Origin of the sequence: Streptomyces sp. col6 (assembly GCF_008042035.1) — a bacterium.
Classification (GTDB): Bacteria; Actinomycetota; Actinomycetes; order Streptomycetales; family Streptomycetaceae; genus Streptomyces.
Genome location: NZ_RDBL01000007.1, coordinates 42,493 through 55,265, shown reverse-complemented (window position 1 = coordinate 55,265; position 12,773 = coordinate 42,493). Strand labels below are relative to the sequence as shown.

The 12,773-nt window shown below is 71.5% G+C and carries 15 protein-coding genes and 1 pseudogene; 6 read left to right on the top strand and 10 right to left on the bottom strand.

Going from position 1 to position 12,773, the window contains the following annotated elements; translation table 11 throughout:
• From EAO73_RS12355 to EAO73_RS12345, 4 genes are all read right to left on the bottom strand, one after another.
• On the bottom strand, positions 1-1,172 hold a 1,172-nt coding region (locus EAO73_RS12355), incomplete at its 3' end, for a collagen-binding domain-containing protein (RefSeq protein ID WP_147971573.1).
• A 106-nt stretch (positions 1,173-1,278) separates the two neighbouring features.
• Positions 1,279-1,728, bottom strand: a complete 450-nt coding sequence (locus EAO73_RS36460) for an alkyl sulfatase C-terminal domain-containing protein (RefSeq protein WP_263576299.1) — start codon at positions 1,726-1,728, stop codon at positions 1,279-1,281.
• Between the two features lie 2 nt (positions 1,729-1,730).
• Positions 1,731-2,474, bottom strand: coding sequence for an alkyl sulfatase dimerization domain-containing protein (locus EAO73_RS36455; protein WP_224756256.1), 744 nt, complete (start codon positions 2,472-2,474; stop codon positions 1,731-1,733).
• A 194-nt stretch (positions 2,475-2,668) separates the two neighbouring features.
• A complete protein-coding gene (locus tag EAO73_RS12345; RefSeq protein ID WP_147971572.1) occupies positions 2,669-3,634 on the bottom strand; it encodes a pirin family protein in 966 nt (321 codons plus the stop codon).
• 143 nt (positions 3,635-3,777) lie between these two features.
• On the opposite strand from EAO73_RS12345, the gene EAO73_RS12340 reads away from it, so the two are divergent.
• Together EAO73_RS12340 and EAO73_RS12335 are read left to right on the top strand one after the other, a co-directional pair.
• Complete coding sequence (locus EAO73_RS12340; RefSeq protein WP_147971571.1) at positions 3,778-4,125, top strand: tetratricopeptide repeat protein; 348 nt, start codon at positions 3,778-3,780, stop codon at positions 4,123-4,125.
• An 85-nt stretch (positions 4,126-4,210) separates the two neighbouring features.
• Positions 4,211-4,702: pseudogene (locus tag EAO73_RS12335) on the top strand (GNAT family N-acetyltransferase); the annotation flags it as partial.
• 66 nt (positions 4,703-4,768) lie between these two features.
• Here EAO73_RS12335 and EAO73_RS12330 read toward each other — a convergent pair.
• Entirely contained in the window at positions 4,769-5,548 is a 780-nt protein-coding gene (locus tag EAO73_RS12330) for a CbtA family protein (RefSeq protein ID WP_147971570.1), read from the bottom strand.
• Between the two features lie 32 nt (positions 5,549-5,580).
• Positions 5,581-5,796, bottom strand: a complete 216-nt coding sequence (locus EAO73_RS12325; protein WP_018523122.1) for a CbtB domain-containing protein — start codon at positions 5,794-5,796, stop codon at positions 5,581-5,583.
• A gap of 263 nt (positions 5,797-6,059) precedes the next feature.
• Here EAO73_RS12325 and EAO73_RS12320 point away from each other — a divergent pair, with 263 nt between their 5' ends.
• Both EAO73_RS12320 and EAO73_RS12315 read left to right on the top strand, forming a co-directional pair.
• Complete coding sequence (locus EAO73_RS12320; RefSeq protein ID WP_147971569.1) at positions 6,060-6,662, top strand: histidine phosphatase family protein; 603 nt, start codon at positions 6,060-6,062, stop codon at positions 6,660-6,662.
• A 173-nt stretch (positions 6,663-6,835) separates the two neighbouring features.
• Positions 6,836-7,714 (top strand): family 16 glycosylhydrolase, encoded by an 879-nt coding sequence (locus tag EAO73_RS12315; RefSeq protein WP_147971568.1) that lies wholly within the window; start codon positions 6,836-6,838, stop codon positions 7,712-7,714.
• 66 nt (positions 7,715-7,780) lie between these two features.
• Here EAO73_RS12315 and EAO73_RS12310 read toward each other — a convergent pair whose 3' ends face one another.
• Positions 7,781-9,217 (bottom strand): dihydrolipoyl dehydrogenase family protein, encoded by a 1,437-nt coding sequence (locus tag EAO73_RS12310; protein ID WP_191134031.1) that lies wholly within the window; start codon positions 9,215-9,217, stop codon positions 7,781-7,783.
• A 118-nt stretch (positions 9,218-9,335) separates the two neighbouring features.
• Between EAO73_RS12310 and trxA the strand changes: the two genes are divergently transcribed.
• Positions 9,336-9,719, top strand: a complete 384-nt coding sequence (trxA, locus tag EAO73_RS12305) for a thioredoxin (RefSeq protein WP_147971567.1) — start codon at positions 9,336-9,338, stop codon at positions 9,717-9,719.
• Between the two features lie 32 nt (positions 9,720-9,751).
• Here trxA and EAO73_RS12300 read toward each other — a convergent pair whose 3' ends face one another.
• A complete protein-coding gene (locus EAO73_RS12300; RefSeq protein WP_147971566.1) occupies positions 9,752-10,087 on the bottom strand; it encodes a hypothetical protein in 336 nt (111 codons plus the stop codon).
• Positions 10,088-10,139: 52 nt separating this feature from the next.
• The gene (locus EAO73_RS12295) at positions 10,140-11,162 is read right to left on the bottom strand and encodes a LacI family DNA-binding transcriptional regulator (protein ID WP_147971565.1); all 1,023 of its coding nucleotides are present in this window, start codon (positions 11,160-11,162) and stop codon (positions 10,140-10,142) included.
• A gap of 89 nt (positions 11,163-11,251) precedes the next feature.
• Here EAO73_RS12295 and EAO73_RS12290 point away from each other — a divergent pair, with 89 nt between their 5' ends.
• Complete coding sequence (locus tag EAO73_RS12290; RefSeq protein ID WP_147971564.1) at positions 11,252-11,713, top strand: type II toxin-antitoxin system PemK/MazF family toxin; 462 nt, start codon at positions 11,252-11,254, stop codon at positions 11,711-11,713.
• Between the two features lie 47 nt (positions 11,714-11,760).
• On the opposite strand, the gene EAO73_RS12285 is transcribed toward EAO73_RS12290, so the two are convergent.
• Complete coding sequence (locus EAO73_RS12285) at positions 11,761-12,591, bottom strand: TIGR02452 family protein (RefSeq protein WP_147971563.1); 831 nt, start codon at positions 12,589-12,591, stop codon at positions 11,761-11,763.
• Between the last annotated feature and the right edge of the window lie 182 nt (positions 12,592-12,773).

Here is a 12,773-nt window from a genome sequence, read left to right as displayed (position 1 = left end):
GTGGGAGTCGGGGGCGGTGTGGAATCCGTAGGGGACGGAGTGGGCGCGGGCGTTGAGTCCGTGGGGCTCGGCGTGGGCGACGGGTAGGGCCCGTCACCGCCGCAGTCGATGTCGGCCGCGAACGGGAACTGGTGGATCTCGCCCGCGTCGACGGACGTCGAGCCGTCGGCGCTGAGCGGTCCGGCCGTCAGTTGGCGTACGACGATCGTGCCCTCGATGTTGGAGGCGTCGAGGTCCGTGAGGTGGGCGCGGGGCGCGTAGATCGTGCCCTCCAGCGAGTCGCCGTCCGCAATCGTGATGTCGGTGGCGTCGGGGAAGTTCCACAGCATGTACGGGGCCTGGTCGCCGGAGACACCGGCGAGGTTCGGGATGTGCCAGGTGTACGTGCTTCCCGTGCCGGTCGTGTCGGTGTCGACCACGAACGGGGTCGTCGCCGTCGGCTGGTCGTCGAAGGTGATCTCGGACAGGTTGTTCAGCTGGTCGCCGGTCAGCCGGAGTACGTTCGTCTCGCCCTCGGTGAGCCGGATGTGCGCGGCCGTCCCGGCGGGGAAGCCCGTCTGGTCGGGCAGCGGGTTGCCGGCGGCGTCACGCAGGATCACGTTGGCGGCACAGGTGTCGATGGCGTCCGAACGGTCACGGAAGGTCGCGAAGAGGGCATCGAGGTCGGGCAGACCGGTGGTGTCGGTGACGGACTCGACCGGCTGATGAATGGTTTCTGCAATACGCGGGGTGGAGTCGTAGCCGGAGCCCCCGGCGACGATGTGGGTGTTGACCTCGGCGTTGTTGGAGTCCTCGTCCAGGATCGAGGACCCGGTCGGGTCGCCGACCTTCACGTATCCCTCGCTGAGGACCTGGAGCACGCCCTGCGGCGAGCTGGCCGCATGATCGATTCTGCCGCCCACGAGCAGGGCGGTCGGATGGTCGTCGCCGGGCGCGGTGAACGTGCCGGGGGTGTGCAGCGCGACGTTGTACCCCGGCCCGTAGGTGAGGTTTCCGCCGATGGCCACCGAGCCCTCGGTCTCCGTGCTGCCCAGCACGGCGTCGTCCTGGACGAGCACCCCGAACCCGTTGTCACCGGTCAGCGGGTTGCCGGAGTAGTCGGCCGTGGCGGGCACGGCGGCGGCCAGGCACAGGAGGCAGGCGGTCGTGGCGACGGCACTGGTGCGTTTCATGCCGGGGAAAGTATGCGTGCGCGTGCGGCCGTCCGGGGCGGCACGGCCGTGGACCACCCGCACGGGCGCCGACGGCCCCCCGACTGGCGGTCTCCCGGCATCTCGGTCATGGCCTCGCAGGCGTTCCGCACCGGTCCAGTACGCCAGCCGGCCCGGGAGCCGCGGTCCGGCGTCGACGCCGGACCGGGTTGACCACACTTGCCGGAGCACCCTGGCTGAGGCCGAAACGTCTCCGTAGCGCGGAGCCCCCTGCAGCCGTGCTCTCGTCGGCTACTCGCTGTTCAGCGCCGCTAAGGGGTGACGGTGAAGTCCGGGTCCCGGGGTCGAGGAGGTTCGCGAGGCGGGAGAGGACGGACGGGTCGCCCGTGACGTCGATACCGGACTTGGCGAGGGCGTCATGGGCAAGCCCGTGTGCCGCGAGGGCGGGCAGGGCGCGGACGGTCGTCGTGAGCGTCACGTCCGCCTGGTCCCGCTGGGGTGCGGAGCTGTAGGTCAGCGCGCCGTTGGCCAGTCGCAGACGGTTGCGCTGACCGGTGTCGGTGACGACGACGTCGATGGTCAGTTTCTCGTCCCAGGCCCGGGGCCGTCGACCTGGATGGCGACGGCGTCGAAGAGCATCTCCGGAGTGAGGGCCGACAGGACGTCTGCGGATCCGGAGACGGTGGGCGTGCCGAACGTCCCCTCGCGCAGTTCCGTGGCACCCGACAGATAGCTGTTGCGCCAGACGCCGTCCTCCGCGCCGTACCCCAGTTGCTCGAAGGTGTCGGCGAGCAGTTCACGGGCCGGCGCGTGGTCGGGCTGGGCGAAGACGACATGGCTGAGGATCTCGGCCGCCCAGCGGAAGTCGCCCTGGTCGAAGGCGGTGCGGGCCTTGGTGACGACCGCGTCCGCGCCGCCGCCGAGTTCGACGTACAGCTTGCCCTGCTCCACGGGCGGGTGCTGCCACAGGTGGGCTGGGTTGCCGTCGTACCAGCCCATGTAGCGCTGGTAGATGGCCTTGAGGTTGTGGCTCACCGAGCCGTAGTAGCCGCAGGCCTGCCAGGCGTGTTCGAGGACGGGCGGCAGCTTCAGCTCCTCGGCGATCTCAATGCCCGTCCAGCCCTTGTTGATCAGACGCAGGCACTGGTCGTGCAGGTAGGCGTAAAGATCGCGCTGTTCGGCGAGGAACTTCACGACGCGCTCATTGCCCCGGATGGGCCAGTGATGGGAGGCGAGGACCGCCTCCACCTCGTCGCCGAACAGGTCGATGGTCTCGGTGATGTCCAGCGTGGGGGCGATGAGCGTGATGTTGCCGGTGGCCACGGTCTGCGCCAGGCCCGTGCCGAGCGCACCGTGCGGGCTGCGGGCCAGCGCCCTGTCCAGCGAACGAACTTCCCTGACACCTCATCAGGAAGTCAGCATTAAGTCAGCCCCGTCTCGGCGGGCTTGCACACCTTGATCTCCAGAGCTCACCCGCGAGAGGGAAGGGGCATCCTTCGTAGACGCAAAACCACAGCTCAGCGCACCCGGCCCCGCGGCTTCAGCGCCACGTCCGGCAGTGCCGGCGCCGGGATCGGCGGGCCGTCGTAGCCGTGTACGGTGCCGAAGCGGTCACTGTTCATCCAGTCCTCACGGGCCCGCTCGATCTCCTCCTGGCTGCGGCCCACGAAGTTCCACCACATCACCAGCTCCTCCTCGAACGGCTCGCCGCCCAGGAGCATCAGGCCGGCGTCGGACTCCGCGCGCAGGGGGAGTTCTGTGCGGCCGCAGCCGAGGTAGAGCATGGAGCCGGGGAGGACCGGGACGCCGTCGACCTCGGCCTCGCCGGACATCGACAGCACGGCGTACTCGAAGTCGGGGTCCAGCGGCAGGCGGGCCGAGGCGCCGCGGGCCAGGGCGAGGTCGGCGCCGACGATCGGGGTGTACGCGGTGCCGGGCGAAGTGGCGCCGTCGAGCTCACCGAGGATCACGGTGGCGGTGAGGCCGGGGGCAACGACCTGGGGCAGGTCGCTGTGGTGCTGGAAGTGCGGTTCGGTGAAACGGTGCGCCTCGGGCAGCGCCACCCAGAGCTGGGCGCCGTGGAGCAGGGCGGCGTGCTGCTTGGGGCTCTCCTCGGAGTGACTGATCGCACGGCCCGAGGTCATCAGGCCGAGTTCGCGCGGGCGGACCGTCTGGAGACTGCCGAGGCTGTCGCGGTGCAGGACCTCGCCCTCGTGCAGCCAGCTGACGGTCTGCAGGCCCATGTGCGGGTGCGGCGGCACCTGCATGCCGGGCTCGTCGGCGATGTCGTCGGGGCCGTAGTGGTCGACGAAGGCCCACGCGCCGACCATGCGGCGTCCGAGGTTGGGCAGCAGCCTGCGCACCTCGGTGGACTCGCCGAGCCGCACCGTGCGCGGGGCGAGCAGTTCACGTACGGGTTCCGCGACGACGAAGCCCCGGCCCCCGCAGACGGTGGGGACGGCCTGGCGATCGAGATTGCTCATGGCGCTCAACCTATTCCGCTGCGGGTGGGGGCGGGCGACGCCCACGCCGAATATTTAGTGGAATGTTAAACCATCTGTGCGTGTTGTGAGGATCGGACGCCCGTGGGAGCCCCCCGGCGGATCCGCTCGACCGAGGAGATGACATGAGCGACAGCTACTACGAGTTCGGTACCGCGGCCGAGCGCTGGGAGCGCGCGGGGTTCTTCTTCGACGCGAAGGAGTACGCGACCGCGGCCCGCATTCTGGGCGGCCTCGTGGAGGAGGCCCCGGAGCAGGTCGCGCCCCGGCTGCTGCTGGCGCGTGCGTACTACCACTCGGCGAGCCTCGGGCGGGCGGAGACCGAGCTGCGGGCGGTCCTGGAGCGCGACCCCGTCGAGGATTACGCCCGGCTGATGCTCGGCCGCACCCTGGAGCGACAGGGGCGGCAGGCCGAAGCGGACACGCAGTTGCGACTGGCCGCCGCGATGTCCGGGGACCTCGGGCCCGCGTAGCCGCGCGCGGCCGCAGCCGGATCAGCACCTGGGCGGGACATATCCGGGTGCGGGGACGGTCGGTCGCGTGATACTCCACAGAGTCATGAGTGATCTCGGAACACCGCGTCTGCTGCTGCACGCCATGACCCCCGCCGACGCCGAGCACGTGGTGGCAGGAGCACCCACGGCCGGTGTGCGCTGGGCCCCCGGCTACCCGTCCCCCGGCGAGCAGGGGGCCGCCGCACGCTTCCTCGCCACGTGCGCGGAGAGGGGCGATCCGACCCCGTTCGGCTCGTACGAGATACGGCTCCGTGCGGACGGGGTGGTCATCGGCGGCATCGGCTTCCACGGGGCGCCGGACGAGCGGGGCGGCGTCACCATCGGCTACGGGCTCGTAGAGTCGGTGCGCGGGCAGGGATACGCCTCCGAGGCGCTGCGTGCGCTGCTCCGGTTCGCCCGGGAACAGGGGGTGGCCCGGGTGCTCGGGGACGCCGATGCCGGGAACCTCGCCTCCCAGCACGTCATGACGGCGGCCGGGATGCGCCTCGTGGGCGAGGACGCCTCGCTGAGGTTCTACGCCGTCGAGTGGGCGGCGTGGAACGGGCGGAGCCCGCCGGTAACCACCCGGCGGGCTCCGCCCGTTCCACGCGTACAGCGACCGTCATCCCACGGCGGCGGCCGTCCGGTCCGTCCGGCCGCCCGCGAGCGCGTCGGCCCTCGGTACGAGCAGCCGTTCGGTGAGATGGCCGAAGACCAGGCCGAACGTGGTCCAGAGCGTGACCTGCACCGCGAGCGTGGCCAGCCGGAACTGCCACAGCAGCGTGGCCGGGAAGTCCTTGCCGACCTCGTTGAACGAGGGCAGGAACACGTACGCGAGGCCGATCAGCAGTACGTAACCTGCCGCGGCCGCGACCGCCGCGTTCCAGTTGCCCAGGCGGGGCGCCAGCCGCTTGCCGATGATGACGGCGGCGACGGCGAGCAGCACACTGAGGGCGACCATCAGGAAGAACAGCGCGGTGCGTTTGCCGATGGTGTCGGGGTTGCCGACGGCCGGCGGGTTGGCCGGGTACTTCAGGAACGGCACGACGTACACGCTCACCAGCGCGGCGCCGGCGATCAGCGCGGCCGTGGCGCGCGGACCGAACCGGCCCATGCGGCCCAGCGCGTAGCAGAAGACGAGCGCAGCGATGCCGCCGACCGCTACACCGAACACGAGCACACCGGTGGCGAGGCCCGCGGTGGACTGCATGCCCCGGCTGACGAGTTCCTCGGCGGCGCCGTGGTCGTGGCCGTGAGCGCTGTGGGCCGCTTCTTCGAGCGCGATGGCCGCGTCCACGCGGGACTCGCCGAGGAAGTAGGCGACGACCAGTGCGAGCGCGCCCGCGACCAGGCCGGCCAGCATGCCGCGGACCAGCAGGGCTCTGACAGATATGGAGTTCATGTGGGATTCCCCTGGATCAGCCGAGAAGTCGTTCAGTGGCAGGGGAAACCGAGGAGGTGACGGCCGTCGTGCACCCACTCGTGGACGCCCTCGCCCGAGATGAGGGCGGTGGCGCCCTGCTCGGCGCCGACGAAGTAGAGCAGGACGAGCATGAGGATGCCGAAGAAGACCGCCCAAGGGGCGATGGCCTTCAGGGAGATGGGGGTGATGGCGGATGCGCCGGTGGCGGGGGCAGCAGTCTGCGCCATGGCAGAACCTCCTGTGGGAACACGCGTCCCGATCGTGGTGCCTGAGACGAAGGTGCCGGGTCTGACTCCCCGCACGCGTGCGGGTACACAGTGGCGCGACCGTGCCGGATTCTCACCGGACTTCCGTCACACCCTCGTCATGTCGCCGCGACCATACCTCCTGGGCACCGGGCACCGCCATGCCCCTTACAAGCAGCCCGTGGGGTCCGGATGCCATGGTGTGCTTGGCCGTGAGGCCGATGTTCCGGGAGTTGAGGGCGGGTATGACGGTACGGGTGATGTTGATCTCACCGGCGATGAACACGGCGCTGCGGGAGGCCCGGTTCGCCGGCGACGCCACGCTCGACGCCTCGGGGGTGCGGGCGGCCCGGCAGGCCGCGCCGTCTGTCCCGCACGCGGACCGCGCGGTACACGGTCCGTCCGAGCGGTGCGCACGCACGGCGGAGGCGCTGGGGCTGCCCTCGGTGGCCGAATCTGCGTTGCGTGACTGGGAGTTGGGGCGGTGGGCGGGTGACCGGCTGGACGAGGTGAGCGCGCGGGAGCCGGAAGGGGTCGCGGCCTGGCTGGCCGACCCCGCGGCGGCGCCGCACGGGGGTGAGTCGCTGCTCGCCCTGTGTGCCAGGGCGGGGGTGTGGCTCGACTCGCTGAACGGTGCCGGCCGGGTGCTGGCCGTCACCGAACCGTCCCTGGTGCGCGCGGCCGTGGTCCACGCGCTGGAGCTGCCGCCGCAGGCGTTCTGGCGCCTCGACGTCGCCCCGCTGACGCTCACGGAACTGAGCGGGCGCTCGGGTCGCTGGAACCTGCGCGTCGGGCGCCCGCTCGCCGGCGGGCCCGGCGGCCGGGAGGCGGACGGGGATGCGCCATGAGCCGGATGTGCAAGAACTGTTGTCCGTACCGGAGCCTTGACACCCCGATGGTTCACTTCTTAAATCACGTAGTGAACTAAAGCACCATCATCCCCCCACGTGATGGCCATGCCCCCACTTGTCATATGCATGACGCATCACATGTCCCCCGTCCCGCACGGGAAGGAACGTTCATGAACTCCCCCCACCTGACCAGGCGTCTCCTGGTACCCGCTCTCTCCGTACTCGCCCTGGTCGCCACCACGTCCGGCCTCGCGTCGGGTGCCCCCAGGCAGCCGGAAGGGGTCTCCGCCGCCGCGACGACGTTCTCGGACGAGTTCGACGGCCCGGCCGGTTCGGCCGTGGACGGCAGCAAGTGGCAGATCGAGACCGGCGACAACGTCAACAACCACGAGCGGCAGTACTACACCTCCGGCAACAACAACGCCGCGCTGGACGGCCAGGGCCACCTGGTCATCACCGCCCGCAAGGAGAACCCCTCCAACTACCAGTGCTGGTACGGGAGCTGTGAATACACCTCGGCCCGGCTCAACACCTCCGGCAAGTTCACCCAGGCGTACGGGCATGTCGAGGCGCGCATGAAGATCCCGCGCGGCCAGGGCATGTGGCCCGCCTTCTGGATGCTCGGCGACGACATCGGTCAGGTCGGGTGGCCCAACTCGGGTGAGATCGACATCATGGAGAACGTCGGCTTCGAGCCCTCGACCGTGCACGGCACCCTGCACGGCCCCGGCTACTCCGGCTCCGGCGGCATCGGCGCCGGCTACACCCTGCCCAACGGCCAGGCCTTCGCCGACGACTTCCACACCTTCGCCATCGACTGGGCCCCCGACTCCATCACCTGGTCCGTCGACGGGAACGTCTACCAGCACCGCACCCCGGCCGACACGAACGGCAACGCCTGGGCCTTCAACAAGCCGTTCTTCCTCATCCTCAACCTCGCGGTCGGCGGCTACTGGCCCGGCGACCCCGACGGCAACACGGCCTTCCCCAGCGAACTTGTCGTCGACCACGTCCGCGTCAGCACCAGCGACAGCGCGCCTCCGGCCTGATCGCCGTCGTCCTCCGTCGGCCACGCGAAGCGGGCGGGCCCCACACGGGGCCCGCCCGTCCGCGTCTCAGCCCCGGTACGTCTCCAGCAGCCTCAGCCAGATCTCGCTGATCGTCGGGTACGACGGAACCACGTGCCACAGACGGGCGAGGGGGATCTCGCCCGCGACCGCCATCGTCGCCGAATGGAGCAGTTCGCCGATGCCGGGTCCGACGAAGGTGACGCCCAGGAGGACTTCCCGGTCGAGGTCCACGACCATGCGGGCACGGCCCCGGTACCCGTCCGCGTACAGCCCCGCACCGGCCACGGAGGCGAGGTCGTAGTCGACGGCGCGGACCCGGTGCCCGGCCTGTTCCGCCTCGGCCAGGGAGAGGCCCACCGACGCGGCCTCCGGGTCGGTGAAGACGACCTGGGGGACGGCCGCGTGGTCGGCGGTCGCCGCGTGGGGGCCCCAGGGGGTGGTGTCCAGCGGCTTGCCCTGCGCTCGGGCGGCGATCGCGTCACCCGCGACGCGGGCCTGGTACTTGCCCTGGTGGGTGAGGAGCGCGCGGTGGTTCACGTCGCCGGCCGCGTAGAGCCAGTCCGTGCCCTGGACCCGGAGCGTGTCGTCGACGGTGAGCCAGGAGCCGGGTTCGAGGCCGGCCGTCTCCAGGCCGAGGTCGTCGGTGCGCGGGGCGCGGCCGGTGGCGAAGAGGACCTCGTCGGCCTCGACGCTCTCACCGTTGTCGAGTTCCACGGTGACCGGGCCGTCGCCACCCGCACGGCGTACAGCGGTGGCCGAGACACCCGTACGGATGTCCGCTCCGGCCTCGGTCAGCGCCTCGGCGACCAGCTCACCGGCGAAGGGCTCCATCCGGGGCAGCAGGCCCTCGCCGCGTACGAGCATCGTGACGTCCGAGCCGAGCGCGTTCCACACGGTGGCCATCTCCACACCGACGACTCCGCCGCCCACCACGACGAGCCGGCCGGGCACCTCCTTGGCGCTCGTCGCCTCCCGGCTGGTCCAGGGGCGGGCGTCCTCGATGCCGGGCAGCCGGGGGACGACAGCGCGGCTGCCCGTGCAGACGGCGACGGCGTGCCGGGCGGTGAGCCGGTGTTCCGTGCCGTCGGGCGCGGTGACGGTGACCTGCTTGGGGCCGGTCAGCCGGCCGTGGCCGCGGAAGATGTCGGCCCCGATGCCGTCGATCCAGGCGGCCTGGCCGTCGTCCTTCCAGTGCGAGGCGTACTCGTCGCGGTGGGCGAGGACGGCGGCGGCGTCCAGCGGTCCCTGGACGGCGCCGCTCAGGCCGGGGACACGGCGGGCGTCGGCGCGGGCGACGACGGGTCGCAGCAGGGCCTTGCTGGGCATGCACGCCCAGTAGGAGCACTCCCCGCCGATCAGTTCGGACTCGACGACGGCGGTGGTCAGTCCGGCGGCCCGGACCCGGTCCGCCACGTTCTCACCCACCGGACCGGCTCCGATGATCACTACGTCGTACGCGACGGGCTCCGCTGCATGTGTCATGCGCCCATTCTGTCCATGGGTGTGGGTGTCGGCCACATGGGCAGGGGCGGAATAGCGCGAGTCCGGGCACCGTTGTCCGGGACACGTCTCATACGGGCACAGGAAGAGGTAGCAACGCATGAGCACCGTAGAGCTCACCAAGGAAAACTTCGACCAGGTCGTCACCGACAACGACTTCGTCCTGATCGACTTCTGGGCTTCCTGGTGCGGCCCGTGCCGGCAGTTCGCCCCGGTCTACGACGCGGCGTCCGAGCGCCACGCGGACCTGGTCTTCGCCAAGGTGGACACGGAGGCGCAGCAGGAACTCGCGGCGGCCTTCGAGATCCGGTCGATCCCCACCCTGATGATCGTCCGGGACAACGTGGCGGTCTTCGCTCAGCCCGGCGCGCTGCCGGAGGCGGCCCTGGAGGACGTCATCGGCCAGGCGCGGAACCTGGACATGGACGAGGTCCGCAAGTCCATCGAGGCCGAGCAGAAGGGCAAGGCGGAGGGGCAGCAGTAGAAGCCGCCGCCCCTCCGGCGGGCCATGGGCCCTCAGGCTTCCGTGGCCCGCTCGGCGACACGGGCCGAGAGCCCGTAGGCGAGTTCCGAGCCGTCGACGAGCAAGCCCTCGACGGTCCGCGTCGCGGGATCGATGTCGGCCACGACGCCCTCCCCCGCGTACCGGGGGTAACCGGTCTCGCCGGTCTCGCCGGTGGCGGTGACGACGGCCGAGCGGATGGCCGCGCCGGGGCCGCCCTCGTCGGAGCCCCGGGCCGCCGCGCCCCTGACGCTGGCCCCCGTGGCGCCGTTGCCGGTCCCGGGGGCCTTGTCGTCGGTGAACTCGGGGACGATGAGGATTTCGTAACTCTGCGGATGGCTCATGGTCATGACGCTAGGCACGGGCCGTGCGCGGCGCACGTCGCCGCGCTGGCGTGCCGGTTCAGCTGGAGTCGCGCCGCACGGTGCGGGCCCGGAGCAGGTCATGGCGCTCGGGCGGGGTCCTCGGGTGCCGCACCAGCCGGTCGACCAGGTCCGCCAGTGGCTGCGCGGTGGCCAGTTCCATCCGTACGCTGCTGAGCCGGGGGCGCAGCAGCCGTCCCAGCATCGAGTCGTCCGCGCCCACCACGGCGGCCTCGGCCGGTATCTCGATCCCGGCGTCCTGCAGCGCCCGCATCAGGAGCATCGCGTAGGTGTCGTCGTACGCGAAGACGGCGTCGAGGCCGAGTGCGGGCCAGCGGGCGGCCAGGGACGCGGCCGACTCCTCGTCGTAGCGCAGCGGCAGCACCTCGACGCGGGCGCCGCCGTTCTGCGCGGCGTCCCGGGCTCCGGCGAGCCTCGGGGCGGCGAACAGGGCGGTGGCGGCGTCCTCGGGCATCACCACCCCGATGCTGCGTCTGCCGCGCTCCAGCAGATGGCGCACCGCGCAGCCGCCGACCTCCCGCTGATCCATGATCAGGGCGTGGGCCCCCTCCACCGGCTGGGGCCCCAGGGTGATGACCGCCTTGGCTCCGGAACGCCGGAGCACGGCTATGCCGCGCGGGGCGAGCGGGACGGAACCCGGCACGATGACGGCGGCCGGGCGCAGTTCCGCCCAGGCGCGGGCGGCGTCGTCGGCGCCGAGTCCGAGCGAGCCGTACTGGACGACCGTGTACTCCAGGCGCCGTAACCCCGCCTCCAGTTCGCGCAGGAAGCGCAGGTGCAGGGGCCCGGTCGGCAGGTTGCCCGTGGGCAGCAGCACCATGCGGGAGTGACCGGCGCGCAGGGTCCGGGCCGCCGCGTGAGGTACGTACCCGAGTTCGTCGGCGGCCTCCCGTACCCGGCGGCGGGTCTGATCACTGATCCGCACCTGCGCGTTGTTGTTCAGGACGTAGGACACGGTGGCCCGGGAGACGCCGGCGAGACGCGCCACATCGGCGCTGGTCGGGACGGGGCCTTCGGTGGGCTGCTCGGGTAACTGGCTCATGGCTGCGGGCAGTCTTCCAGACCCGGGCGACGCCCCGGCGCGGCGGCCCTGCGCCAGACGTTCGCAGAGGCGGCGCCTAGGGTGTTGCGATGACGATCCAGCACCGTACCGACAGCAATGAGGCCGGCTTCCCCGGCCGCACCGGTTCCACAGCCACCGCCCAGGCCGACCCGCTCGACGTGGGGCCGGTCCGCACCTCGTACGCGCCCGACCGGGACGGCGCCCCCGACCCCGGGGAGATCGTCTGGACCTGGGTGCCCTTCGAGGAGAACGACGGGCGCGGCAAGGACCGGCCGGTCCTCGTCGTGGCGCGCGAGGCGGCGGGCACGCTGCTGGCCGTGCAGCTGTCCAGCAAGCAGCACGACATGGACCGGGAGTGGGTGTCACTGGGCGCGGGCCCCTGGGACAGCTCGGGGAGGCCTTCCTGGGTGGACCTGGACCGGGTGCTCCGGGTCCACGAGGACGGGATGCGGCGCGAGGCGTGCGCCCTGGACCGGGGCAGGTTCGACCTGGTCGTCGAGCGGCTGAGGGAGCGTTACGGCTGGTCGTGAAGCCGCCCGGCCGGGGCCGACTCTCACCCTCTACGTCAGGGTGAGAGTCAGGCCCGGTCGGCGAACACGCGGTCGAACGCCACCCGGGTGGGCGAGTCGTCCCGGCGGCCGAGAATGCCGAAGACAACCTCCTCGAAGTGGCCCGCGAAGCGGCCGTCACCGGTGAGCAGCGCACGGAAGGCACCGGCCACCTCGGCCGGGTCGTTCAGGAACACGCCGCATCCCCACGCGCCCAGCACCAGCCTGCGGTAGCCGCAGACTGCCGCGACCTCCAGCACCCGCTCGGCGCGGGCGGCGAGCGCGGCGGGGATGCGGTGCGCCTCCTGAGGGGTCCTGGCGCGGATCACCCCGGCGTTGGGGGCGGGCGAGGTGAGGAATCCGGCCCTGTACGGCGTGTCGAGCAGCCTTCCGCGGTCGTCCCGGAAGACCGGTACACCGGGTGAGTGGATGACCCGGTCGGTGTAGAACGCGCTGCGCTCGGCGCGGTGGTGCGCGTAGAAGCCGGGCACCCGCAGCAGCGTGGCGTACAGCGCGGAGCCCCGGCACAGCGCCTCCTCCTGCGCCTGGGCGCCGTTGAGGTACCCGCCGCCGGGGTTGCGGGCGGACGCGTAGTTCAGGACAGCCACCTCGCCCGGCCGCTCGCCGGTCATCCGGGCGGCCGCCTGCAGGCTGCTCTCACCCGTGACCTCGATGGCGGATGCCCGGTCCCGGTCCGGCGGAGCGAGGGGCACCGGCTCGGGACCGTACAGCCGCGTGCCGGTGAGGGCGGCGGCCAGGTCCTCTTCGATGCTGATTTCCCGGCCGTTTGCCGTGCGGTAGGAACCCGCCCGGACGATGTTCTCCGTCTCGCGTGCGATCCCGCGCAGCCGGGCGCTCATGACGCCTCCCCCTTATGGTGCATACGGGGCATGATCGGCGCCCTGTCACAGCGAACGCAATCAAATATTCGGGGCACAGGAATACAGCGGCCTGATCCGGCCGTGATCGGCGAGGCACTTCCCAGGCACTCTTGTGCGATCCCTTTGCAGGGGTTTGGGTAGGACGGACGCATCGGAACAAG